Origin of the sequence: Streptomyces sp. NPDC001904 (genome assembly GCF_040297005.1) — a bacterium.
Taxonomy (GTDB): domain Bacteria; phylum Actinomycetota; class Actinomycetes; order Streptomycetales; family Streptomycetaceae; genus Streptomyces.
In genome coordinates, this window is the sequence record NZ_JBEOYI010000014.1 from 33,600 (window position 1) to 55,930 (window position 22,331).

The window sequence follows — 22,331 nt, forward strand, 5'->3', positions numbered from 1 at the left end:
TCCTCCGTCCGCACCAAGGTCACGAAAATGTATCGGGCATATCGAACATCAACCTTCACAGCAGCAACACGAGTTGGCTACGGTGCTGCGCGGGCAGCCCGTCCCCCCGTCCGCGGTCGTCGCGGCGAGCGGGCAGCCCCCGCCGAGTTCCGTACGCCGTGAGGCAGGGAGCCGGGGACCCACCGACCTTGGGGTGAATCGGCTCGACGTCCCGGCAGCACAGGGCGGCGGACCGTAGGGCAACCTTCCGTAGGCCCGAACCCGACAGCTAACCCGGTAGGCGGATGACGGAAGGAGTCGCCAGCCTTGGCGTCGCACCGCAAGCCGCGCAACCGCTCCCGACTCGCCGGCGGTCTTCGCACGACCCCCGCGATCGGCATCACGACCGCCGCCCTAACCTCTGTCGCCCTGCTCTCGCAGACCGCGCAGGCCGCGCCCGCGCAGCCGGACCGGCCGAGCCTGGAAGAGGTCCAGAAGAAGGTCGACGCCCTGTACCGCCAGGCCGAGGTCGCCACGCAGAAGTACAACGCGGCCAAGGAGCAGACCGCCGGCAAGAAGCGGCAGGTCGACCGGCTCCTCGACGACATCGCGCAGCGCACCGAGAAGATGAACAAGGCCCGCCAGGAGCTGGGCCGGTTCGCCGCCGAGCAGTACCGCTCGGGCGGGATGAGCAACACCGCGACGATGTTCCTCGCCGACGATCCCGAGGACTACTTCGCGCAGGACCAGTTGCTCAGCCGCATGACGAACGAGCAGAAGAAGGCCGTCGACGACTTCCAGGACGAGCAGCGCAGGACCGCGAAGAAGCGCACCGAGGCCCAGGAGAACCTGCGGCAGCTCGCCGGCTCCCAGGACGACCTGCAGAGCTCCAAGCAGGCCGTGCAGACGAAGCTGGCGGACGCGCGCCGGCTGCTGTCCGAGCTGACCGCCGAGGAGAAGGCGCGGCTCGCGCGGATCGCGAAGGCCAAGGAGGAGGCGGCCCGCGAGAAGGCCGCCGAGCTGGCACGGCAGCAGAAGGAGGCGGAGGAGGCCAGGCGCAAGGAGGCCGCGGAGAAGGCGGCCCAGGAGGACGCGGCGGGCTCCGGTTCGACGGGCTCGGAGTCAGGCTCCCCGGGTTCGTCGGGCTCCTCGTCCGGCTACGCCGCCAAGGCCGCCCAGGCGCTCGCCTTCGCCAAGGCCCAGGAGGGCAAGCCGTACGTGTGGGGCGCCACGGGCCCCGGCTCCTACGACTGCTCGGGGCTGACCCAGGCCGCGTGGAAGGCCGCCGGCATCACCCTGCCGCGCACCACCTGGGACCAGGTGGAGGTCGGCACGACGGTCTCGCTCTCCGACATCCAACCCGGTGACCTGGTCTTCTTCTACGACGACATCAGCCACGTCGGCCTCTACCTCGGCGACGGGATGATGATCCACGCCCCGAAGCCGGGCGCGTACGTGCGCGAGGAGTCCATCTACTACGACGGCACCTCGTCGATCCACAGCGTGGTGCGCCCGGCCTGACGCGTCAGGTCCACAGGACCGCGATGAAGATGTTCGCGACGGTGAGCGCGCCGACCGTCGCGAACAGGCCCTTCTCCGCGACCTCGTCGTCCCGCTTCACGTAGACGATGCCGAGGATCACGATCAGGATCGCCAGCTTCACGCCGATCTTGATGTTGTTGACGGTGTTGTCGTCCGCCTGATTGAGGCCGACCAGCGCGACACCGGTCACCAGCATGGTCAGGGCGCCGTGCAGCATCGCCTTGTTGAAGCGGGCCGTGCCCTTGCCCATCGCGGACATCTGCGTGAGGAAGCCGCCGAGCAGCGAGGCGATGCCGATGATGTGCAGGCCGACGAAGAGATGGATGAGTACGTCCATGGTTGCGGAGCCTAACGGGACGGATGGGACGCCTCGTCACCGATCCCCCACGAGCACTCCAGGTCACCGACCTGTCACCCTCTGACGCGCTCGGCAACAAAGGGAGCAGTTCCGAACAATCCATCACCAACCCGTTACGCCGAGGTTTAGCGTCCTTGCTCAGGTGACCGGCTCCCCACCGCCGCCCGGGCCAGGGGCGGCAGTCGGACACCACCGCCGAGGAGAGTCCGGCGGCGGCCCGTTCCCCCTGTGCGGGCCGTCGCCGGGCGTATGACGACGGCGGGCGTACGACCCCGGAAGGACGTGGCGCTTCGTGCCGGCGCATCGCAAGCCCAGGCAGCGCTCGCTCAGCGGCCAGACGGCCCGCACCGCGGCCACTCTCGCTCTCGCCTCCGCGGCGGGCGCCACCGCCTTCGACGGCGGCACGGCGCACGCGGAGCCGGGCCTCAGCCCCGCCCAGGTCAGGGCGAAGGTCGACCGGCTCTACCGGGAGGCGGAGGTCGCCACCGACCAGTACAACGGCGCGCAGGAGGACGCCGACCGGGCCCGCAAGAAGGTGCGGTCGCTCCAGGACGAGGCGGCCCGGCGCGAGGCCGCCCTGAACTCCGAGCGGCAGCGTCTCGGCTCGACGGCGGCCGCCCAGTACCGCACCGGCGGCATCGACCCGTCCCTGCAACTGCTGCTCTCCTCCTCCCCCGAGCGCTATCTCGACGAGGCGTCCCTGACCGACCGGGTCGGCACCCGGCAGGCGGCGACGATCAGCCGGGTGCGCGCCCGGCTGCGCGACGTCGAGCAGTTGCGCAGCCAGGCCGACGGCCAGATCTCCGAACTGCGCACGAAGCAGAAGGAACTGGCCCGGCAGAAGAAGACCGTCACGCACAAGCTGGGCGAGGCCCGCGACCTGCTGGACCGGCTCTCCCCGGCCGAGCGCGCCGCCGCCCAGGATCCCGCGTCCGGCGCCGACCGCGCCTCACGGTCGGGCGCCGGCCGGACCGATCCGACGGCCGACGCCGCGCCCGGCTCCCGCGCGGCGGCGGCCATCGCGTACGCACGGCAGGCCCTCGGCAGCCCCTACGTCTGGGGCGCGACCGGTCCGAACGCCTTCGACTGCTCCGGCCTGACCCAGGCCGCGTACCGCGCTGCGGGCGTCTCCATCCCGCGGACCACCTACGCGCAGATCAACGCGGGGCAGCGCGTGTCACGGTCCCAGCTGCAACCCGGCGACCTCGTCTTCTTCTACTCCGGCATCAGCCATGTCGGCCTCTACATCGGCAACGGCGAGATGATCCACGCCCCGAACCCGAGCGCCCCGGTGCGGATCGCGCCGATCGACCAGATGCCCTTCGCGGGAGCCGCCCGGGTGGCGTGAGGCCGGTCCCGGCTCAGTCGGCGGCCTTCTCCCACACGGACACGTGCTTGCGGCTCTCGCTCGTGAACGGCTCACGGGTCCATCCCTCCCACCGCTCGCGCAGCCGCAGCCCGGCGATCCGTGCCATGAGGTCGAGTTCGGACGGCCACACGTATCTGAAGGGGATGGACCGGAGCGTGCCCTGTCCGGTCTCGGGGTCCACGGTGAAGTAGTTCGAGCTCATGGCCTGGGTGGCCACGTCGTACCGGTCGAACGCCCACCGGGCGTCGCCGGCCTGGAACGGCACGGCCTCCTGCCCGTACGGCAGCAGCCGCAGCTCCGGCACCCCCACCTCGATGACGAAGGTGCCGCCGGGGGCGAGATGGGCGGCGGCGTTGCGGAAGCAGTCGACCTGGGCGTCCTGGCTGGTCAGATTGTTGATGGTGTTGAAGACGAGGTAGGCGAGCGAGAACCCGCCCGCCCCGTCGGCCCGCGCCGTCGCGAAGTCCCCGATGGTGACGGGGATCCGGTCGCCGCCCGGCTTGGCGCGCAGCCGGCCGACCATGGCCCGCGACAGATCGATGCCGTGGACGCCGACCCCGCGCGCGACGAGCGGCAGGGCCACACGCCCGGTGCCGATGCCGAACTCCACCGCGGGCCCCTCGCCCGCGAGTCCGGCCAGCAGGTCGACCGCGGGGTCGAGCGCTTCGGGAGTGAACATGGAGGCGGAGGACCGGTCGTAGCCCGCCGCGATGGATTCCGGGAAGTAGCCGTCGTCTCCAGTGACCATCCGAGGACCGTAGGGGCAGCGCCCGGCCGGCCGCATCCGGTTTTACCGGCAGGGCAAGAGCATTCACCGTCAAGCGATTGCAACGCGTGGCGCGTGATCGTTGCATTATCGCGCAGTGTCATTGCATCAATTGTGCGTCATTGACGTGCAGTTATGCACTCCAGAGCCGCATTCATCATTGCGGCAACCACGAACGCAACGTAGCGTTTCATCTATCAGAAACGCCAAGTCGCCGGATTGAAGGAGTGCGTGATGTCGAACCGTTCGGAGCTGCGGGAGATCGTCCAGGAGATCGTCGACTCCGGTTTCACCGGCGTGCAGTTGCGGGTGAACGACGCGGACGGCGAGTGGGTCGGCACCGCCGGAGCGAGCGAGCTGGGCGGCGGCGAGCGCCCGTCCGCCGACGGGCGGGTGCGGATCGGCAGCAACACCAAGACCTTCACCGCGACCGTCCTGCTGCAGCTCGTCGCCGACGGCCTGATCGACCTCGACGGCCACATCGCCCCGGTCCTGCCGGAGTTCGGGTTCGACCCGCGGATCACCGTACGGATGCTGCTCCAGCACACCAGCGGGCTCTTCAACTTCACCGGCGAGTACTACGAGAACGGCACCGTCGTGCCGGGCATGCCCTGGCAGGGCAAGGAGTGGGTGGAGGGCCGGTTCGCGGAGCACTCCCCCGAGGAACTGGTGCGGTTCTCGCTCGCCAGGCCGGCCCGCTTCGAGCCGGGCGCCGACTGGAGCTACGCCAACACCAACTACGTCGTGGCGCGGCTGCTGATCGAGAAGCTCACCGGCCGACCGCTGGCCGAGGAGATGCGGCGCCGCGTCCTGGAACCGCTCGGCCTCACGGACACGTTCGTGCCCGGCGCCGGTCAGGTGGACGTCCCCGAGCCGCACGCCCACGCCTACTACCGGTACGAGGAGGACGGCACGGAGACGGTCGTCGACGTCACCCGGCAGAACCCGTCCTGGATCTCCACCGGCGGCGACATGATCTCGACCACCCGGGACCTGCACACCTTCATCCGGGCCCTCGTGACCGGCCGCCTCCTGCCCGCCCCGCTGCTCGCGGAGATGTGCACCCCGGAGTCCAAGGCCGGGTACGGGCTCGGGGTCTTCGTCCAGGAGACGCCGGGCGGCGGCACCGTCATCACCCACAACGGCGGCGCGGCCGGCCACGGCGCGCTGATGTACAGCACGCCCGACGGCCGGACCACGCTGACCGCCGCCCTGAACTACGTGGACGACGCCGGACTCTCCCTGGCCGTCCCGTTCCAGGAGGCCACGCAGAAGCTGGTGAAGGCGGTGTTCGCTACGGAATCGGCACGGTGAGGCCGTTGTCGCCGCTCAGGTTCGCGCCGAACCAGGCCTTCGCCGACGGGGCGCCGATGTCCGTCGGGTTGATCGCCACCGAGTTGGTGGCCGTCAACCCGGCCGTGGCGCCGCGCAGTTGCCACACCGCGCCGGCGTTGACGACGCTGCCCAGGTCCTCGCCGGGCGCGCCCGCGACCAGGTCCGCCTTGCCGTCGCCCGTCACGTCGAGCAGCCGCACCGCGCCGCCGAACGCGTCACCGGCCTCCGCGGCACCCGGCACGCCGGCCGTGTCCTGGTGGAACGCCTGCGCTCCGGTGCCGCCGAGTCCGCTCCTGCCGCCCTTGAGCAGCACCACGGCACCGGCCAGCTTCTTCGAGCCGATCGCCTCGCCGGGGACGCCGACGGCCAGGTCGGCATAGCCGTCGCCGTTCACGTCGGCCGCGTTCAGGCGCGAGCCGAACTGGTCGCCCTTCTCGCTCGCCCCGGGAACGCCCGCCGTGCTCTGCGTGATCGTCGTCGTACGGGTCCTGCTGGGGCCGGTCGCCGAGCCGTAGAAGATCTTGACGGTGCCGGGGTCCGTCTCGGTGCCCTCGGTGAGCTCGCCCGGCCAGACGCGGGTGGCGAGGTCGGCCTTGCCGTCCTTGTCGAAGTCGCCGACCGCGGCGGCGGCCGCGGAGGGCAGGGCCGTGTAGGTGGCGGAGAGGCCGTTCTTGGTGCCGAGCCAGAGCTTGCCGCCCTCGGCGTGGTTCTCGTAGACGTAGAAGGTCGCGAGGTCGTCGATGCCGTCGCCGTTGAAGTCGCCCGAGGTGGTGGTGTCGATGAAGTTGTCGGTGCTGTAGACCTTCACCTGCTGCTCGCGCGCGGGGACGCCGTCGCGGCCGATGGGGCCGTAGAGGACGGCGTGGTAGTCGTAGTCGTCGCCGTGGTCCATGAACAGGTCGGTGTGGCCGTCGCCGTCGAAGTCGCCGGCGGTCAGGTCCTCGCCGATCGAGGTGTTCGCCGGGGCGGCGATCCGGGCCGCGCCCTCGCCGGTCATGCCGCCCTTGCGGCCCCACAGGACCGTCACCGCTCCGCGCACCCCGGCGGTCGCGTCGTACTCGCTGGAGACCGCGGCCAGGTCGGTCAGGCCGTCGCCGTCCAGGTCGCGGGAGACCATCGCGTAGCCGAACCTGTGGTCGTCGCCGGAGGCGCCGGGCACCCCCGCGGTGTCCTGGTTGATGACCGTGGTGCGCGCCGGGTCGATGCCGTGCGCCGAGCCGTAGCTGACGGTGATGTACCCGGCCCAGGTGTGGCCGCCGACCTTCCCCTGCGGGGCGGCGACGGCGACGTCCTGGTAGCCGTCGCCGTCGAAGTCCTCGCGCACCGTGGTGGCGCGGGTCTGCGCGGATGCGGTCCCGGCGATGAGCGGTACGCCCAGCGACCCGATCATCGCGGCGGCTATGGCGGTCGACAGAACGGGTCTGCGGATGGACACGGTTCCTCCTGAACGTGATGGTGGGTCGTCTGCGAGACGCGTATGAACGGCCGATGGTTGTGCGGCGACAGCCGCGTGAACCCGATCGGCCGCCGTACGTCAGTCCTTGCGGCCCTGCACCGCGACCGTGACCCCGAGCCCGACCATCGCGAGCCCGCCGAGCCCGCCGACCGCGGCGAGCCGGCGCGGTGAGCGGGCGAACCAGTCGCGGGCCGTGGCCGCCACGAGCCCCCAGATGCTGTCCGACGTCACCGCGATGACGTTGAAGACCAGACCGAGCAGCAGCATCTGGAGCGCGGTGTGTCCCGCCTCGCGGTCCACGAACTGGGGCAGGACCGCCGCGAAGAAGACGATCGTCTTGGGGTTCGCGACGCCGACCGCGAACCCCTCCCAGAAGGTGCGCGAGCCCTTCGCGGGCTGCCCGTCGGCCGCGGCGAACACCGTCTGCAAGGAACGGCGTTGGCGTATCGCCTGCACGCCCAGGTAGATCAGGTAGGCGGCGCCCGCCAGCTTCAGCACGGTGAAGACGGCGATCGAGCGCTCCACGACCGCGCCGACGCCGAGGGCGACGGCGGCGACGAGGACGTACGACCCGGCCGTGTTCCCGGCGACCGTGGTCAGCGCGGCGCGGCGGCCCTGGGCGAGGGCCCGGCCGACGACGAACAGGACGCTCGGGCCGGGGATGACGATGAGGAGGAGGGACATCGCGGCGAAGGCGAGGAGTCGGTCGGTGGACATCATGCAGCCATAAGGGCACAGGGACGTCGGCCCCGTCCACCGGGTAAGGAGCGGGCCGGTGGTCAGACCAGGCGCCGCGCCGTCGCCCACCGGGTCAGCTCGTGCCGGTTGGAGAGCTGGAGCTTCCTGAGGACGGCCGACACGTGCGACTCCACCGTCTTCACCGAGATGAAGAGCTGCTTGGCGATCTCCTTGTACGCGTAGCCGCGGGCGATCAGGCGCAGCACCTCGCGCTCGCGCTGGGTGAGCCGGTCCAGGTCCTCGTCGACCGGCGGCGCGTCCGTGGAGGCGAAGGCGTCGAGCACGAAGCCGGCGAGCCGCGGGGAGAACACCGCGTCGCCGTCCTGGACGCGGAAGACCGAGTCGACCAGGTCGGTGCCGGTGATGGTCTTGGTGACGTAGCCGCGGGCGCCGCCGCGGATCACGCCGATCACGTCCTCCGCCGCGTCCGACACGGACAGGGCGAGGAAGCGCACAGGACGCTCGGGGTCGGCCATCAACTGGGCGCTGCGGCGCAGCACTTCGACCCCGCCGCCGCCGGGGAGGTGGACGTCGAGGAGGACCACCTCGGGGCGCGTCGCCGTGATCACCGTGACCGCCTGGTCGACGTCGGCCGCCTCGCCGACGACCTCGACGCCCGTCGTCTCGGTGCGGCCGATCTCGGCCTGGACGCCCGTACGGAACATCCTGTGGTCGTCGACCAGGACCACCCGCACGTGCCGTCCGGGGCCCTGCTCCGCCGCTGCGTCGGTCATGACGTCCTCTCCGCCCTCTTCATGGTCAGTTCGACCTCCGTGCCGCCGTCGGGCACCGCCCGCAGACGGGCCGTGCCGCCGTTGCGTTCCATCCGGCCGATGATCGATTCTCTTACGCCCATGCGGTCGGCGGGTACGGCGTCCATGTCGAAGCCCGGCCCCCGGTCGCGTACGGACACGAACACCTCGACCCCCTCGGACGTCGTCTCGATCTCCGCGTAGACCTGCACCGCGCCGCCCTCGCCACCGTACTTGGCGGCGTTCACCATCGCCTCCCTCGCGGCCTGCATCTGTGCCGTGAGGGCCTCGTCGAGCGGGCAGTCGCCGACGACCACGACCTCCAGGGGGACGCCGTGCTTGTCCTCGACCTCCGCCGCATTGCGCTTGACGGCCTCCGCGACCGTCTCGGGCTCCTGCGGGTTCTCGGCGGCGGCCGGCTTGTAGAGCCAGGCCCGCAGGTCGCGCTCCTGGGCGCGAGCGAGGCGGCGCACCTCGCCCGCGTCGTCCGCGTTGCGCTGGATCAGGGTCAGGGTGTGCAGCACCGAGTCGTGGACGTGGGCGGCGACCTCGGCCCGCTCCTGCGCGCGGATGCGCATCAGGCGCTCCTCGGAGAGGTCCTGCGTCATGCGGATCAGATAGGGGCCCGCGAGCAGCGCGATGCCGACGAGGACGGCGAGCGCCGCCTGGAGGATCGAGCCGAGGTGCTCGGTGGAGCCCTGGGTGACGAAGATGCCGGTCACGCCCGCGCCGACCAGGACGACCCCGGCGGCGGCCCGGGCCAGGTTCAGGGTGCGCCTGCGGCGGCCGACCTCGGCCCAGCGGGCCCGGCGCGCGTTGTCCGCCTGGCGCCAGACCAGGGCGACGCCCGCGCCGACCAGGACGGTGGGGACCAGGTACGCCTTGGTGTTGCCGGACAGGTGCACGTTCCGTACGAAGATCATCGCGACGATGACCATCAGGACGAGCGCGAGGATCTGCCCCCTGTCGGGGCGGCGCGCCACCAGCCTGCGGCGGCCGTCGGCGGAGACCTCCGTGGTGAGGACCGACGAGGTCAGGGGCCGGTCGGTGCCGACACCGCCGACGCCCAGCGGCACGAAGAACCAGAACGCCGCGTACAGCAGGGCCCCCAGCCCGTCGGCCATGAACAGGCCGACGAAGACCAGCCGCACCCAGACGACGGGCAGGCCGAGATGCCCGGCCAGGCCCCGCGCGACCCCGCCGAGCCAGCGTCCGTCGCTGCTTCGGTAGAGCTTGCGCGGCGGCCGCGGGTCTTCCACGAGGGGGGCGGTCGCTGCTTCCGGCATGGCACTGATCGTCACACGGCGGGGCGGTACCGGTCATCAGGGTCGGGCCCGGATACGTCCCTGATCTCCGTGCCGGCCGCGGCGGGTGCCTCAGGGACGATCTCAGGGTCCGGCCAGGGTTGTCCCGGCTCCCGTCGGCGGCCCCGGCCCGCCACCATGGACGTATGACGCAAGAGGATGTCCCGGCCGCCGCCGCGGCCCCGGGCGGGGAGCCGGAGCCCGCCCCGCTGCGCCGGTTCCGCCGGGACCGCCGGCACAAGACGCTGGGCGGGGTGTGCGCGGGGCTCGGCCGGCACTGCGACATGGACCCCGTGATCTTCCGGATCGGCCTGTCCGTGCTCGCCGTGACCGGCGGGGTCGGCCTGATCTTCTACGGCTTCGCGTGGCTGTTCGTGGCCTACGACGACGAGGACGAGAACGAGTTCAGGAAGCTGCTCACCGGCCGGGTCGACGGCCCCGGGCTCGCGGCCATCGTCGCCGCGCTGGTCGGCTGCGGTGTCTTCCTGTCGATGCTGAACAACGGCGGGGCGCTGTCGTTCGCCGCCGTCCTCGCGCTGCTCCTGGCCGGTGCCGGGTACTGGTCGCAGCGGCGCACCACCACCGCCGAGGCCGATCCGGTCGCCGCCCAGGCCGTCGCCGACGCGCCGCCCGAGGCGCAGGCGCCGCCGGTGGGCGCGGCGCCCTCGTGGTGGCGCGACCCGATCGTCAAGGACGGTACGCACGTCGGGGGCACCGGGTACTTCTGGGGGCCGCCGGACCTGGCGCGGGCCGCCGGCGCGGCGCCCTCCGGGGGCGGTCCGGCCGGGTGGGGGCGGCCCGTGGCGCCCAAGCGGCCGCCCGGGCCGCGCGGGATCGGGGCGCTCACGTTCCTCTGCGCGCTCGTCGCCGGGCTCGTCGGGGCCGGGGTCACCTGGGAGGACCGTTCGCTCGGCCACAGCCTGCAGACCGGGCTCGCCTGCGCGCTGGCCGTCTTCGGGCTCGGCATCGCGGTGAGCGCCTTCCGCGGGCGCACCGGCATCGGCTCGATCGTGCTGGCCGTCGTCACGGCGGGGCTGCTCACGGCGTCCGCCGCGCTGCCCTCCAACATCAGTACGCGGTGGATGCACCGGGACTGGACGCCGGCGAGCGCCTCCGATCTCTCCGCCAAGTACGAGCTGGGGTCGGGGGTCGGCACGCTCGACCTCACCGGGGTGCGCCCGGGCAAGGGGAAGACGGTCTCCGTGCACGTCGAGGTGGGGGCCGGGCAGGCGCGGGTGATCGTGCCCGCGGGTGCCACGGTGGAGTTGCATGCCGAGGTGGGGGTCGGGGACGTCCAGTTGCCCGGGGACGCCTCGAACGACGTCGACGTCCAGCCGGGCGTCGAGAAGCGCGCGACGCTCGATCCGCCGGCCGACGCCGAGGCCTCCGGCACGGTCGAGCTGCACGTCGAGGTCGGGGTCGGACAGGTGGAGGTCTCCCGTGCGTCATGAATTCGGGCCCGGGCGGTTGGTGGCCGGGGTTGTGCTGGTGGTGACCGCCGTCGTGTATTTCGGGGACGCGGGCGGAGCGTGGGCCGCTCCGTGGTTCGTGGCGATTCCGCTGGTGGTCGGGGGCTTGTTCCTGGCCGGGGCCGTGGGCACGGTCACCCATGCCGTGCGGCGGCGCCGCGCTCGGGGGTCGACCGGCTCGTGACCACGGTGCCGCGCCGTCGTGGCCGGCCGCGCAGTTCCCCGCGCCCCTGGAACGAGCTGCGCTCGTCCAGGGGCGCGGGGCACCCAGCCGTGACCCCGGGTCACAAACCGCGTCGGCGGCCCCGCCACCAGGCGTCCACGGACCACACCGCCGCCCCGGCCAGAATCAGCGGCAGCCACGCCATCAGGTAGGCCAGGTCGTTGCCGAGGTAGTACGGCTCCGTCTGCCAGCTCACCGTGAGCCACAGGCTCAGGGAGATCAGCGCACCGCCCACGGCCGCGATGCGGGCCAGCAGACCGAGCAGCGTGCCGATCCCGACGGCCAGCTCGCCGAGGGCGATCGCATAGCCGAACCCCGAAGGAGACTTCAGCGCCAGATCGACGAGCGCCGGAATCGCGGAGCTGTCGCGGACCCCGCGCATCTGCTCCCCGATGGACCCGGCCCCGGACGCCTTGAAGAACGCGCTGTCGCTGAGCTTGTCGTACGCCGCGTAGATGAACGTGATGCCGAGGAAAAGGCGCAGCGGCACCAGCGCGTACCGCTGCGCGCTCGCCCGCCAGTCCCCGCGTCCCCTGTCGACATATCCGGTGTACGCGTCGGTCCGCATGCCGTGAGCCATCGCCGCTCCGCCGCCTCTCGCGCCCTTGGCGCTCCACACGCCTTTACCCGACCATACGTACGACGGACGCGTTCGGCTCAGTACTGCTCGGTACGGCTCAATCCGTGACGTCGATCGTGCAGCGGTTGGTCTCGACGCCCGTCGCGGTGATGACCTGAACCTCCACCCTGCCGGGCTCGACGTCCACCGGAACCGGCACGGTGAGCAGCGCGTCCGCAGGGTTGGTGAAGCCGCCCGGGACCGGCACCAGCGGCACGTGCACATGGACCGGCCCGATGCGCACCGCCACCCGCGCCAGCTGGTCGGCGCCGCCCGCGCCCGGCGGGACGAACCCGGCGCCGCGGATCTCGATGTCGTCGCCGGTGCGGATGGGCGCGTCGAGGTCACCGGCCTCCCGGGCGCGCACCACGGAGAGGATGACCGGACGGCCGCCCTCGGCGTACTTTCCGGCCAGATACGTCGCCGCCGAGACGACGACGAGGACGGCGAGCCCCCAGGGCAGGTCGGGCAGCTGGTCGGGGCGGCGGGCGAGGCGCGCCCCGGCCCAGATCACGGCGGCCGCGCACACGGCCACGTACTGCGTGTCGGTGAAGCTGCCGCGCCCCGAGTCGTCGGTGAGCAGGTCGGCGGCGCGCGGCCGGGCGGCCCGCACCTTCTGCAGGCGCTGCCCGGTGACCCGCAGCCCGACGACCCGCCGCACCAGCACGGCGACCGCGCAGACCACGGCGAGCACCGTCAACAGGCCCGCCCCGGCGGCGAGATCGAGGCCGTCGATGAGCGCGTCGCGGTGCGCCGGGCCGGAGGCCGCCGCGAGTTCACCGGCGAGCACCAGCACCGCGTACACCGACAGCAGCACCACGGCGCCCGCCACGGCTCGCGACGTCGACAGCCGGTTGTCCTCGCCGATCAGCGGCGCGAGCACCCCGCCGCGCGCCCGGTGCCAGTAGGCGGCGCCGGTCAGCAGCGCCCCGGCCAGCACGGCGGCGACGAGTCCGGCCGTGCGCGCGGCCGACCAGCCCGCGCCGAGCGCGGTGAGCAGCTGGACCAGGAGCAGCAGCCCGGCCGCGCCCCAGACGACGTACAGGGTGCGCGGCCACAGTCCGGCCAGCCAGGCCGCGCCCTCCTCCCGGCTCCGGTCGGCCACGGCCTGCGCGGACTGGGTGAGTTCGTCGGAGATCCACTGCCGGGAGGCACCGGCCGAGTGGGCGACGGCGGGCGGCAGTCCGGTTCCGGCCGCCAGTTCGTCCCGCTTGGCCAGGAACGCGGCGACCGCCCTGCGGTGCCCCTGGCGTGCGCCGTGCGGACAGTCGCCGCAACGGCACCCGCCCCCGTGCGAGTCCTGCCCCTGCCGCGCTTCCTGCACCGCCACCGTTGTTCCCCCAGTCAACTTCCTTGTGATGAGAGGGAATTGTGCCGTACCGGGCGCATGCTCCGGCGCGCAGGTCCACCCCTGGAGACTGAACGGCTTTCGCCCGCATTGACCGAAGTGTTGACGACACTGCGAGAATTTCCGTATGGCCGAGATCATCCAGCGTGACGGAACCTGGGCCTTCGACGGAACCACGGTCCGCATCACCCCGGGTCTGCACCGCAGCGTGGCGCTGCTGCGGCAGACGTACGGCGAGATCGACGTGCCGCTGACGGCCGTCGCGGGGGTCTCCTACGAGCCGGAGCGGCGCCGCGGCCGGCTCCGCCTCACCCTGCGCGAGGCCGCCGACCCGCTCCTCCAGGCCACGGGCGGCCGTCTCCCGGAGGCCGCGGACCCCTACCGCCTCGCCGTCGACACCGACCGGTCCGGCGTCGCCGAGTATCTCGCCGAGGAGATCCGGCAGACACTGCTGCTCGAACAACTCCCGGACGGGCCCGCCGAGTCGTACCTCGTGCCGGGTCCCGCCGTACCGGTCTCGGTCCGCTCCAGCGACGGCATGGTCTCCTTCGACGGCAGCCGGGTCCGCATCGACTGGAGCGACACCTCGGACCGGGTGAAGCGGGCGACGGGCCCGCGGATCATCGCCCTCGACGACCTCGACGGGGTCGACTGGCTGCCCAACTCCGGCTACGAGGACGGGTTCCTGCGCTTCGTCACGAAGAGCGCCACGGACACGGTCCCGCACGCGAGGCTCCCGCCGGAGAAGGACCCGTACGCCCTCGATCTGTGGGGCAACGCCCGCAAGGACCTGCTGACGGCGCTCGTCGCGGCGGCGGTCACCGCCCGGCTCCCGCACCCTTCGGCGCCCCGCGGGGCCCTGCCGGGGGTGGCGGGTGGGGTGCGGGCCGATCATGACGTGCTGCTGCGCCGGCTGCGCGAGCTGGGTGACCTGCACCGGGAAGGGGTGCTGACGGCCGACGAGTTCGCCCTGACCAAGCAGGTCGTGCTCCGGGATTTCCGCTGAGTCTTTACGCGCGCCACCGTCGTGGCTGGTCGCGCAGCCGACGTACTACCCCAACAGTTCCGGCTCACTGCGGCTGATGTCCTGCCACAGGCTCTGGTAATTGATCCAGGCGACAAGGTCACCGCCCGTCCGGTCCCGGGTCTCCACGGCCTGGCGGCGATCGATGAGCACGGGCCGCCCGGCCGCCCGCGCGGCCAGCTGCACCTCGCAGCACCGTTCCAGCGCGATGAACCACCAGGCGGCCGCGTCCACCGAGTCCCCGACGGTCAGCAGCCCGTGATTGCGCAGCACCAGCGCCTTGAAGCCGCCGAGCGCGACAGCGATCCGCTTGCCCTCCCCGGCGTCGACGGAGACGCCCGTGTACTCGTCGAGCAGCGCGTGATCCTCGTAGAAGGCGCACGCCTCCTGGGTGATCGGCTCGATCAGCTCGCCGAGTGCGGACAGGGCCCGCCCGTACGTGGAGTGGCAGTGCGCGACGGCGACCAGCTCCGGCCGGGCGCGGTGCACCTCGGCGTGCACGGTGAAGGCCGCCTGGTTGACGTGGTGGCGGCCCTCCACGACCTGCCCCTCGCCGTTGGCCAGGACCAGGTCGCCGACGGTGACGTGCCGCAGCGGCACCCCGAACGGATTGACCCAGTAGCAGTCGTCGAACTCCGGGTCGCGGGCGGTGATGTGGCCCGACACCCCGTCCTCGTAACCGAGCCGCCCGAAGATCCGCAGCGCGCCCGCGAGCCGCTCCTTGCGGTGCCGCCGTTCGTCGGCGGCGCTCGTGTGCACCGGCGGCATGGCGAAGTGCAGCTGGTCCGTCGGTATCGGGGCGGGGGCGGGCACGGGCCCGGAGTTCTGCGTCGACATGCAGCGGAAGGTACCTCCGTGACCTCGAAGGCGACAGGGCCGGGCTGTGAAGAGAATGCGGCGGGTCGCCCCCGATATCCGACAGAAGATGTCGGGTATACGCGGCAGACTCGGCGCATGACGTCGAACTGGGCAGCTTTCTCGACCGCCGAACCCGATCTCGCCACGACCGTGGAGGAGCGCTTCGGCGCCTTCACCCACCATGTCCTCGCGACCCTGCGCAAGGACGGCTCGCCACGCACCTCGGGCCTCGAAGTCCGTTTTCTGGACGGCGAGTTGTGGCTCGGCATGATGCCTGGGTCGCTCAAGGCGCTGGACCTGCTGCGCGATCCCCGGTGCGCGGTGCAGGCGAACCCGGGCGAGGGCACGACCATGGGCGGCGGTGACGTTCGGATCTCGGGGCGCGCGCTGCTCGTCGAGGACGAGCCGACGGTCTCCCGGTACACCGGGCAGGTGGCGGTCCCCGACCCGTCGTCGTTCCACCTGTTCCGGGTCGAGGTGACCGAGGTGACCCGGACGTACGTCCAGGACGACACGTATCTGGTGGTGGAGGTGTGGACGCCGGGCGGCGGCCTGCGGACCATGAAGCGGACATGAGAAATGCCGCCCACCGAGAGGTGGGCGGCACGCTCACACGACCGTGGGGACTACTCCCACTCGATGGTGCCCGGCGGCTTCGACGTCACGTCGAGCACGACGCGGTTGACGTCCGCGACCTCGTTCGTGATGCGGGTCGAGATCTTCGCGAGCGTCTCGTACGGCATCCGCGTCCAGTCCGCCGTCATGGCGTCCTCGGACGAGACCGGGCGCAGCACGACCGGGTGGCCGTAGGTGCGGCCGTCGCCCTGGACGCCGACCGAGCGGACGTCCGCGAGCAGGACCACCGGGCACTGCCAGATCTCGCGGTCCAGGCCGGCCGCGGTCAGCTCCTCGCGGGCGATGGCGTCGGCCTCGCGGAGGAGGTCGAGCCGGTCCTTGGTGACCTCGCCGATGATCCGGATGCCGAGGCCCGGGCCCGGGAAGGGCTGGCGCTGGACGATCTCGTCCGGCAGGCCCAGCTCGGCGCCGACCGCGCGGACCTCGTCCTTGAACAGCTGGCGCAGCGGCTCGACGAGCTCGAACTCAATGTCGTCGGGCAGCCCGCCGACGTTGTGGTGCGACTTGATGTTCGCCGTGCCGGTGCCGCCGCCGGACTCGACGACGTCCGGGTAGAGCGTGCCCTGCACGAGGAAGGCGACCTCGGGGCCGTCCTCCTGGAGGATCTCCAGCTGGGCCTGCTCGAAGACGCGGATGAACTCGCGGCCGATGATCTTGCGCTTGGTCTCCGGGTCGGAGACTCCGGCGAGGGCGTTGAGGAAGCGCTCGCTGGCGTCGACGACCTTCAGGTTCGCGCCGGTGGCGGCGACGAAGTCCTTCTCGACCTGCTCGGTCTCGCCCTTGCGCATCAGGCCGTGGTCGACGTACACGCAGGTCAGCTGGGAGCCGATGGCCTTCTGGACCAGGGCCGCGGCGACCGCGGAGTCGACACCGCCGGACAGACCGCAGATGGCGCGCTTGTCGCCGACCTGGGCGCGGATCGCGGCGACCTGCTCCTCGATCACGTTGCCGGTCGTCCAGTCGGGCTTGAGGCCCGCGCCGCGGTAGAGGAAGTGCTCCAGGACCTGCTGGCCGTGCGTGGAGTGCATGACCTCGGGGTGGTACTGGACCCCGTACAGCTTCTTCTCGTCGTTCTCGAAGGCGGCGACCGGGACGACGTCGGTGGACGCGGTGACGGTGAAGCCCTCGGGGGCGGCGGAGCAGGCGTCGCCGTGCGACATCCACACGGGCTGCTCGGCCGGGGTGCCCTCGAAGAGCGTCGAGTCGGTCTTGGAGACGGTGAGCGGGGTGCGGCCGTACTCACGGGCGCCGTTGTCGTCGACGGTGCCGCCGAGGGCCGTCGCCATCAGCTGGAAGCCGTAGCACATGCCGAAGACGGGGACGCCCGCGTCGAAGAGCGCGCGGTCCAGGCTCGGGGCGCCCTCCGCGTAGACCGACGAGGGGCCGCCGGAGAGGATGATCGCCGCCGGGTTCTTGGCGAGCATCTCCGCGACCGGCATGGTCGAGGGAACGATCTCGCTGTAGACCCGGGCCTCACGGACGCGGCGGGCGATGAGCTGGGCGTACTGCGCGCCGAAGTCGACGACCAGGACGGTGTCGGGGGCGGCGGCAGCGGTGGTCGCTGATGACACGGGTTGCCTTCCGGCGGCTTTACGGGGGGTCGGTACCGGTGATTCTACCGGTTCGGGTCAGCTGTTCCTCAGGCCACGGGGCTCCCGCCCCGGACCCCGCTCCTCAAGCGCCGGAGGGGCTTGATTGCGGCGCGTTATACTCGGCCTCATGTTCACGCTCACGACGACCTTCGTCTTTACCTATGGCAGCCGGCCCGCCGGATGCCATGGTCGTGCTGCTTGAGCCACTGACAAGCGACTTCCCAGGCGCCCCGGGCCGACAAGGCCCGGGGCGCCTGGCGTTTGCGGGGACTGTCGGTCCGGGGACATCACTGACCTCACCGAGACTGGAGCCCCGACCATGACCGCCATCCACGACACCACCACCGAGATCATCTCCGGCGCCCGCGAGCGCATCGACGCGCTGGACGACCGGATCATCGGGCTAGTCCAGGAACGGATGGCGGTCTCCGCCGTCGTCCAGGAGGCCCGGATCACCTCGGGCGGGCGGCGGGTGAACCTCTCCCGCGAGATGGAGATCCTCGGCCGCTACCGGGAGGCGCTGGGCCGGCCCGGCACCGCGCTCGCCATGACCCTGCTGGAGCTGAGTCGCGGCAAGATCTGAGACCCGTATCCCAGTTCGGTTCCGCACTCACCCGTACGGCGCGTGACCCCGGGCACACGGGCTTCGTTGGTCCCGATGTCCGTGCCAGCCAGGGGCGGGCCGCTCGAACCACGCGTGGCTCCGCTGGAGCGATGAGACGTCACGGCCATGCCGTACGTCGTGGGACCTCGCTTCAGTGACAGTGACCGGACGGCAGGGGACAGCAGCCCGGTCACCCAAGAGAACGGCCGGTCCCGGGGACGCCCGGGGCCGGTCGGCCTCCCTTCCCACTTCCCCACAGACCTCAGCCCGAGCACGACGCGCAGGACCTCCCCACGCCCGCACGTCGGTCCCCTGCCCGGCCCGCACCACTGATCGACACCGCATCACACCCCCCAGAGATCCACCCGAGACCTGCGGCGCACCTCCCCCCGGCGCCGCTCCCTCGGCACCGGCGCTGCCCTGACGTCGGAGCCGACAGTGCGGGGCCCCGCAGACCTTTCCTGCGGGGCCCCGCACTCTCACTTCCTCCTGGTCACCGCTCCGGTCACCGCTCCAGCTTGGCGACCTGCGCCTCGATCATGCCCTCGGGCACCTTGGCCTGCTTCGCGCTCAGCAGGTTCGCCCCGTAGAAGACCGCCAGCGTCGAACCGCTGCGCACGACGGTGTACGTCGCCGGGATCTCGTCGCCCTCGATCTTCGCGGTCATCGAGTACGCGACCGCCTCGTCGCCGACGGCGGGAGCCTTGAGGGGCTCGACCTTCGTGTACTGGTAGTCGGTGTGCTCGAACGACGCGCACTTCTCGCTCTGCGTACGCAGGTCCGCGACGACCTTCTTGGCGTCGGCCTCCGGCTGCGCGAGCAGCCCGACCCGGATCAACGTGGCGTCGGTCGCCTTCAGGTTCGACAGCGACCGGGAGACACGGGCCTTGGCGTCCGGCTCGGTGCCGAGCAGCATCATGTCGGCGATCGCCTGGCACGAGGCGGGCTTCGCGGGCACGCTCACGTCCGGGATCTCGGCGTCGGGCGTCTTTCCGACCCGGTACCCCTTGACGTCCCCCTTGGTGAGGACGGCCTGCGTCAACTCCGCCTCGGTCAGCGCCTTCAGTCCGGCAGTCTCCGCCTTCGACGCCGCGGCCGCCGGCTTGCCGCCGTCACCCTTCGCGTCGTCACCCCCACCCGAACCGCACGCCGCCGTGGTGGCGAGGGCCGCCACCGCACACACACCGGCCAGCATCCGTCCCAGCTCTGACTTCACGTTCTTTCCCCACCTCAAGCGTTCCTGGGTGCGGGCTCGCAGCACCTGCACCGAGCCGCAATCAAAGCCCCCCACCTGCGATATTTGCCAGCCCTTTAGCCCCGCTTCGAGTAACGATCAGACATCTCCGAAAAGGTTGTACGGCGCAGACATGACAACCCCGTGATCCGCCTCTCATAAAGATTCTGTGAAATCCGGGACAACCATTCACAGGGATCGCTGGTCACACATGCCGAACCAACGGCCATAACCATCGAGGTCCCCATGAAGCTTCGCCGCGCACTGGTGACGGCGGCCGCGACCGCCGCCATCGCGCCGATCGCCCTCCTCTCCGCCCCCGGCGCCTTCGCGGACGAGGCCCCCGGCACCACCACCGAGACCACCGCCACGACACCGGACCCGTCGAGCACCGAGTCGACGCCGGCCGCGGAGACACCCTCTTCGGACGCAGAGACCACACCGGCCGCCGAGGAGACGACGCCCGCCGCCGACGACAACACCCCGGCCCAGGTCGCGCCCCCGAAGACGCCGAGCGGCACTCCGAAGGAGACCCCGAGCAACCCGGTCGACGAGTGCACCGACTTCGAGGACGACCCCGGCACCCTCGCCGAGCTGCGCGGCCTGCCCTCGAAGATCGTGGCGGGCTCCGGCTGGCACGGCTTCACCTACCGCGTCTCGAACTACACCGGCGAGGCCTTCGTGTCCTGGTCCGCCGACCTGATCGCCTTCTCGTACGCGTACGACGGCGAGGACGCCACCGAGACGAGCCAGTACCTGCACGTCCAGTGGTACGACGGCAGCGCCTGGCGGGGGGTCGACACCGGCGTCGACAGCACGCACGAGTCGTTCGGCAACGGCGGTCCGCTGGCCCCGCGCGCCCACGCCGATGTCAAGTTGCGCATCGCGGTCGACGCGAAGGCGCCGGCCGGGCTCGGCGCCTCGTTCGCCTTCGCCACCAGCGTCGACGCCGACGGCGTCTGCTCGGACAGCGTGCCCGAGGACCAGGAGTACAACTTCGAGATCCTGGCCGCGTCGTCCGAGCCCGGCAAGGTCCCGCCGGCCACGGCCGAGCCGAAGCCCAGGCCGAGCAACACCCCGGCGCCGCAGTCCAGCAGCACCCCGCTGGCCGGCTCGCTCGCCTCCACCGGCTCCAGCTCGATGCTGCCGACCGTGGGCATCGTCGGCGGGGTCGCCGTCCTGGCCGGCGCCGGTGTCGTCTACTCGGTGCGCCGCCGCAAGGTGAGCGACGAGTCGTAAGCGGCCCGCGAGGCGTCACGGCATCGCGACATGAGGAAGGACCCGCACTCGGAGGGGAATGCGGGTCCTTTCGTGTGCGTCGCTACGGCTGCTTGGGCGGCACCGCCGGTATCCCCAGGAACGGCAGCTTCAGCGCGCCGAACGCGTCCGCCGGGACCGCCGGGCTCTTCGGCTCGACGGGAGACAGCCGGACGTACGCCGCGCCGGACTCCGGGCGCTGGTCCTCCTCGCCCTTGTTGGGCCAGTACGACATCGCGCGCTCGGCCTGCGCCGTGATGGTCAGCGACGGGTTCACGCCCAGGTTGGCGGAGACCGCGGCGCCGTCCACCACCGAGATGCCGGGGTGGCCGTAGACCCGGTGGTAGGGGTCGATCACCCCGGTCTCGGCACTGTCGCCGATGGGGCAGCCGCCGAGGAAGTGGGCGGTCAGCGGGGTGCCCATCAGCTCGCCGACGTTCGACCCCGCGAAGCCGTTGATCTCCGCGGCGATCGCGGCCGCGCCCTCGGAAGCCGCCCTGATCTGGGCGGGGTTGGGGGCGCCGTGCCCCTGCCGCGCGGTGAGCAGGCCCTTGCCGACGCCGTCCGGCTTCAGGTACGTCGTCAGCGAGTTGTCCAGCGACTGCATGACGAGGCCGATGATGGTCTTCTCCGACCAGCGGCGGTTGGAGAGCGAGCGGGCCGTCTGGGTCGGGTGCTTGACCACGTTCGCCAGCCAGCCCGCGACCCTCGACGAGCCCTCCGCGTACGGGACCTGGAGGATCGACATGCCGCCCATCGCGTTCGAGCCCCTGCCGTAGCGGACCGGCTCGATGTGCGTGTCCGCGTCCGGGTGGATCGAGGACGTGATGGCGACGCCCCGGGTGAAGTCGACCCGGTCCGCGCCGTGCTTCCTGCGGTAGCGGCGGTCGGTGGTCTGCGCGCCGACCAGCGCCTCCGAGTTGGTACGGGTCAGCTCGCCCAGCCGCGCCGACAGGTACGGGAGATGGCCGCTCGCCTTCATCCGGTGCAGCAGGGTCTGGGTGCCGTACGTACCGGCCGCGACGACGACCCTGCGGGCCCTGAAGAGCCGCCCCTTCGCCTTCTTCTTGTCGTCGGTGGGGAGGGTCGCGACGGCGTAGCCGCCCTGCGAGTCGTCGGTCACCGAGACGACCGTCGTCATCGGGTGGACCACCGCGCCCGCCTTCTCGGCGAGGTACAGGTAGTTCTCGTTCAGGGTGTTCTTCGCGCCGTGGCGGCAGCCCGTCATGCACTCGCCGCACTCGGTGCACGCCTTGCGGGCCGGGCCCGCGCCGCCGAAGTAGGGGTCCGCGACCTGCCGGCCGGGCTCGGCCCGCGCGCTCCCGTCGGCGTCGGCGTCGTCGCCGTCGCCGAAGAACACGCCGACCGGCGCCATGTGGAAGGTGTCGCCGATGCCCATCGACTGGGCCGCCGCCTTCAGGTGCACGTCGGCCGGGGTCATCGTCGGGTTGAGCCGGACCCCGAGCATGCGCTGCGCCTGTTCGTAGTACGGCTTCAGCTCCTCCTCCCAGTCGGTGATGTCCTTCCACTGGGGGTCCTCGAAGAACGGCTTCGGGGGGACGTAGAGGGTGTTGGCGTAGTTCAGTGAGCCGCCGCCGACACCCGCGCCCGCCAGCACCATCACGTTGCCGAGCAGGTGGATGCGCTGGATGCCGTACATGCCGAGCCTGGGCGCCCAGAGATAGTTCTTGATGTCCCAGGAGTTCTTGGGCAGGGTGCCGGGAGTGAACCGGCGCCCCGCCTCGAGCACTCCGACCCGATAGCCCTTCTCGGTCAGCCGCAGGGCCGACACCGAGCCACCGAAACCGGAGCCGATGACCACCACGTCGTAGTCGTAGGCGTCCTCAGTCACGTACACGTTCTCCTTC

The 22,331-nt window shown here is 71.7% G+C and carries 21 protein-coding genes and 1 riboswitch; of the genes, 9 read left to right on the forward strand and 12 right to left on the reverse strand.

All coding sequences use genetic code 11. The features are described 5' to 3' along the window. Positions 1-130: 130 nt before the first annotated feature. Positions 131-298, forward strand: a riboswitch (cyclic di-AMP (ydaO/yuaA leader). An 8-nt stretch (positions 299-306) separates the two neighbouring features. Then, the gene (locus tag ABT127_RS22450; RefSeq protein WP_351452821.1) at positions 307-1,500 is read left to right on the forward strand and encodes a C40 family peptidase; all 1,194 of its coding nucleotides are present in this window, start codon (positions 307-309) and stop codon (positions 1,498-1,500) included. A gap of 4 nt (positions 1,501-1,504) precedes the next feature. Here the strand turns inward: ABT127_RS22450 and ABT127_RS22455 are convergent, their stop codons facing one another. Then, positions 1,505-1,858 (reverse strand): hypothetical protein, encoded by a 354-nt coding sequence (locus ABT127_RS22455; RefSeq protein WP_351452823.1) that lies wholly within the window; start codon positions 1,856-1,858, stop codon positions 1,505-1,507. A gap of 313 nt (positions 1,859-2,171) precedes the next feature. Between ABT127_RS22455 and ABT127_RS22460 the strand changes: the two genes are divergently transcribed. Further along, positions 2,172-3,227 carry a C40 family peptidase gene (locus ABT127_RS22460; protein WP_351452825.1) on the forward strand — a complete coding sequence of 352 codons (1,056 nt, stop codon included), beginning with the start codon at positions 2,172-2,174 and terminating at the stop codon, positions 3,225-3,227. A 13-nt stretch (positions 3,228-3,240) separates the two neighbouring features. On the opposite strand, the gene ABT127_RS22465 is transcribed toward ABT127_RS22460, so the two are convergent. Further along, positions 3,241-3,996 carry a class I SAM-dependent methyltransferase gene (locus ABT127_RS22465; protein ID WP_351452827.1) on the reverse strand — a complete coding sequence of 252 codons (756 nt, stop codon included), beginning with the start codon at positions 3,994-3,996 and terminating at the stop codon, positions 3,241-3,243. A gap of 252 nt (positions 3,997-4,248) precedes the next feature. Between ABT127_RS22465 and ABT127_RS22470 the strand changes: the two genes are divergently transcribed. Then, positions 4,249-5,328: a serine hydrolase domain-containing protein gene (locus ABT127_RS22470; protein ID WP_351452829.1), complete on the forward strand. Its 1,080-nt coding sequence runs from the start codon at positions 4,249-4,251 to the stop codon at positions 5,326-5,328. On the opposite strand, the gene ABT127_RS22475 is transcribed toward ABT127_RS22470, so the two are convergent. The 4 genes from ABT127_RS22475 to ABT127_RS22490 all read right to left on the reverse strand — a co-directional run bounded on the left by ABT127_RS22475 (position 5,309) and on the right by ABT127_RS22490 (position 9,581). Beyond that, the gene (locus ABT127_RS22475) at positions 5,309-6,784 is read right to left on the reverse strand and encodes an FG-GAP and VCBS repeat-containing protein (RefSeq protein WP_351452832.1); all 1,476 of its coding nucleotides are present in this window, start codon (positions 6,782-6,784) and stop codon (positions 5,309-5,311) included. The two genes, ABT127_RS22470 and ABT127_RS22475, sit on opposite strands and share 20 nt — an antisense overlap. A gap of 99 nt (positions 6,785-6,883) precedes the next feature. After that, positions 6,884-7,525, reverse strand: a complete 642-nt coding sequence (locus ABT127_RS22480; RefSeq protein WP_351452835.1) for a LysE family translocator — start codon at positions 7,523-7,525, stop codon at positions 6,884-6,886. Between the two features lie 59 nt (positions 7,526-7,584). After that, a complete protein-coding gene (locus tag ABT127_RS22485) occupies positions 7,585-8,277 on the reverse strand; it encodes a LuxR C-terminal-related transcriptional regulator (RefSeq protein WP_351452838.1) in 693 nt (230 codons plus the stop codon). Continuing rightward, complete coding sequence (locus ABT127_RS22490; protein ID WP_351452841.1) at positions 8,274-9,581, reverse strand: ATP-binding protein; 1,308 nt, start codon at positions 9,579-9,581, stop codon at positions 8,274-8,276. Before ABT127_RS22490 ends, ABT127_RS22485 begins: the two co-directional genes overlap by 4 nt. Before the next feature lie 164 nt (positions 9,582-9,745). Here ABT127_RS22490 and ABT127_RS22495 point away from each other — a divergent pair, with 164 nt between their 5' ends. Both ABT127_RS22495 and ABT127_RS22500 read left to right on the forward strand, forming a co-directional pair. After that, on the forward strand, positions 9,746-11,050 hold the full coding sequence (locus tag ABT127_RS22495; protein ID WP_351452844.1) for a PspC domain-containing protein: 1,305 nt from the start codon (positions 9,746-9,748) through the stop codon (positions 11,048-11,050). Then, positions 11,040-11,252, forward strand: coding sequence for a hypothetical protein (locus ABT127_RS22500; RefSeq protein WP_351452847.1), 213 nt, complete (start codon positions 11,040-11,042; stop codon positions 11,250-11,252). Before ABT127_RS22495 ends, ABT127_RS22500 begins: the two co-directional genes overlap by 11 nt. 100 nt (positions 11,253-11,352) lie before the next feature. Here ABT127_RS22500 and ABT127_RS22505 read toward each other — a convergent pair whose 3' ends face one another. Next, a complete protein-coding gene (locus tag ABT127_RS22505) occupies positions 11,353-11,871 on the reverse strand; it encodes a DoxX family protein (protein WP_351452850.1) in 519 nt (172 codons plus the stop codon). A 97-nt stretch (positions 11,872-11,968) separates the two neighbouring features. Continuing rightward, complete coding sequence (locus tag ABT127_RS22510) at positions 11,969-13,240, reverse strand: hypothetical protein (protein WP_351452853.1); 1,272 nt, start codon at positions 13,238-13,240, stop codon at positions 11,969-11,971. Positions 13,241-13,385: 145 nt separating this feature from the next. On the opposite strand from ABT127_RS22510, the gene ABT127_RS22515 reads away from it, so the two are divergent. Then, complete coding sequence (locus ABT127_RS22515; RefSeq protein WP_351452856.1) at positions 13,386-14,264, forward strand: DUF4429 domain-containing protein; 879 nt, start codon at positions 13,386-13,388, stop codon at positions 14,262-14,264. 45 nt (positions 14,265-14,309) lie between these two features. Here ABT127_RS22515 and ABT127_RS22520 read toward each other — a convergent pair whose 3' ends face one another. Then, on the reverse strand, positions 14,310-15,119 hold the full coding sequence (locus tag ABT127_RS22520; RefSeq protein WP_351452859.1) for a class II aldolase/adducin family protein: 810 nt from the start codon (positions 15,117-15,119) through the stop codon (positions 14,310-14,312). 117 nt (positions 15,120-15,236) lie between these two features. Between ABT127_RS22520 and ABT127_RS22525 the strand changes: the two genes are divergently transcribed. Further along, positions 15,237-15,716, forward strand: coding sequence for a pyridoxamine 5'-phosphate oxidase family protein (locus ABT127_RS22525; protein ID WP_351452862.1), 480 nt, complete (start codon positions 15,237-15,239; stop codon positions 15,714-15,716). 50 nt (positions 15,717-15,766) lie between these two features. Here ABT127_RS22525 and guaA read toward each other — a convergent pair whose 3' ends face one another. Continuing rightward, entirely contained in the window at positions 15,767-17,347 is a 1,581-nt protein-coding gene (gene guaA, locus ABT127_RS22530) for a glutamine-hydrolyzing GMP synthase (RefSeq protein ID WP_351452865.1), read from the reverse strand. A gap of 340 nt (positions 17,348-17,687) precedes the next feature. Between guaA and ABT127_RS22535 the strand changes: the two genes are divergently transcribed. Then, the gene (locus ABT127_RS22535; protein WP_351452868.1) at positions 17,688-17,951 is read left to right on the forward strand and encodes a chorismate mutase; all 264 of its coding nucleotides are present in this window, start codon (positions 17,688-17,690) and stop codon (positions 17,949-17,951) included. Between the two features lie 526 nt (positions 17,952-18,477). On the opposite strand, the gene ABT127_RS22540 is transcribed toward ABT127_RS22535, so the two are convergent. After that, positions 18,478-19,188 carry a hypothetical protein gene (locus tag ABT127_RS22540; protein WP_351452871.1) on the reverse strand — a complete coding sequence of 237 codons (711 nt, stop codon included), beginning with the start codon at positions 19,186-19,188 and terminating at the stop codon, positions 18,478-18,480. Positions 19,189-19,452: 264 nt separating this feature from the next. Here ABT127_RS22540 and ABT127_RS22545 point away from each other — a divergent pair, with 264 nt between their 5' ends. Beyond that, complete coding sequence (locus ABT127_RS22545) at positions 19,453-20,445, forward strand: LPXTG cell wall anchor domain-containing protein (protein WP_351452873.1); 993 nt, start codon at positions 19,453-19,455, stop codon at positions 20,443-20,445. An 82-nt stretch (positions 20,446-20,527) separates the two neighbouring features. Here ABT127_RS22545 and ABT127_RS22550 read toward each other — a convergent pair whose 3' ends face one another. Beyond that, a complete protein-coding gene (locus ABT127_RS22550; protein WP_351452876.1) occupies positions 20,528-22,315 on the reverse strand; it encodes a GMC oxidoreductase in 1,788 nt (595 codons plus the stop codon). Between the last annotated feature and the right edge of the window lie 16 nt (positions 22,316-22,331).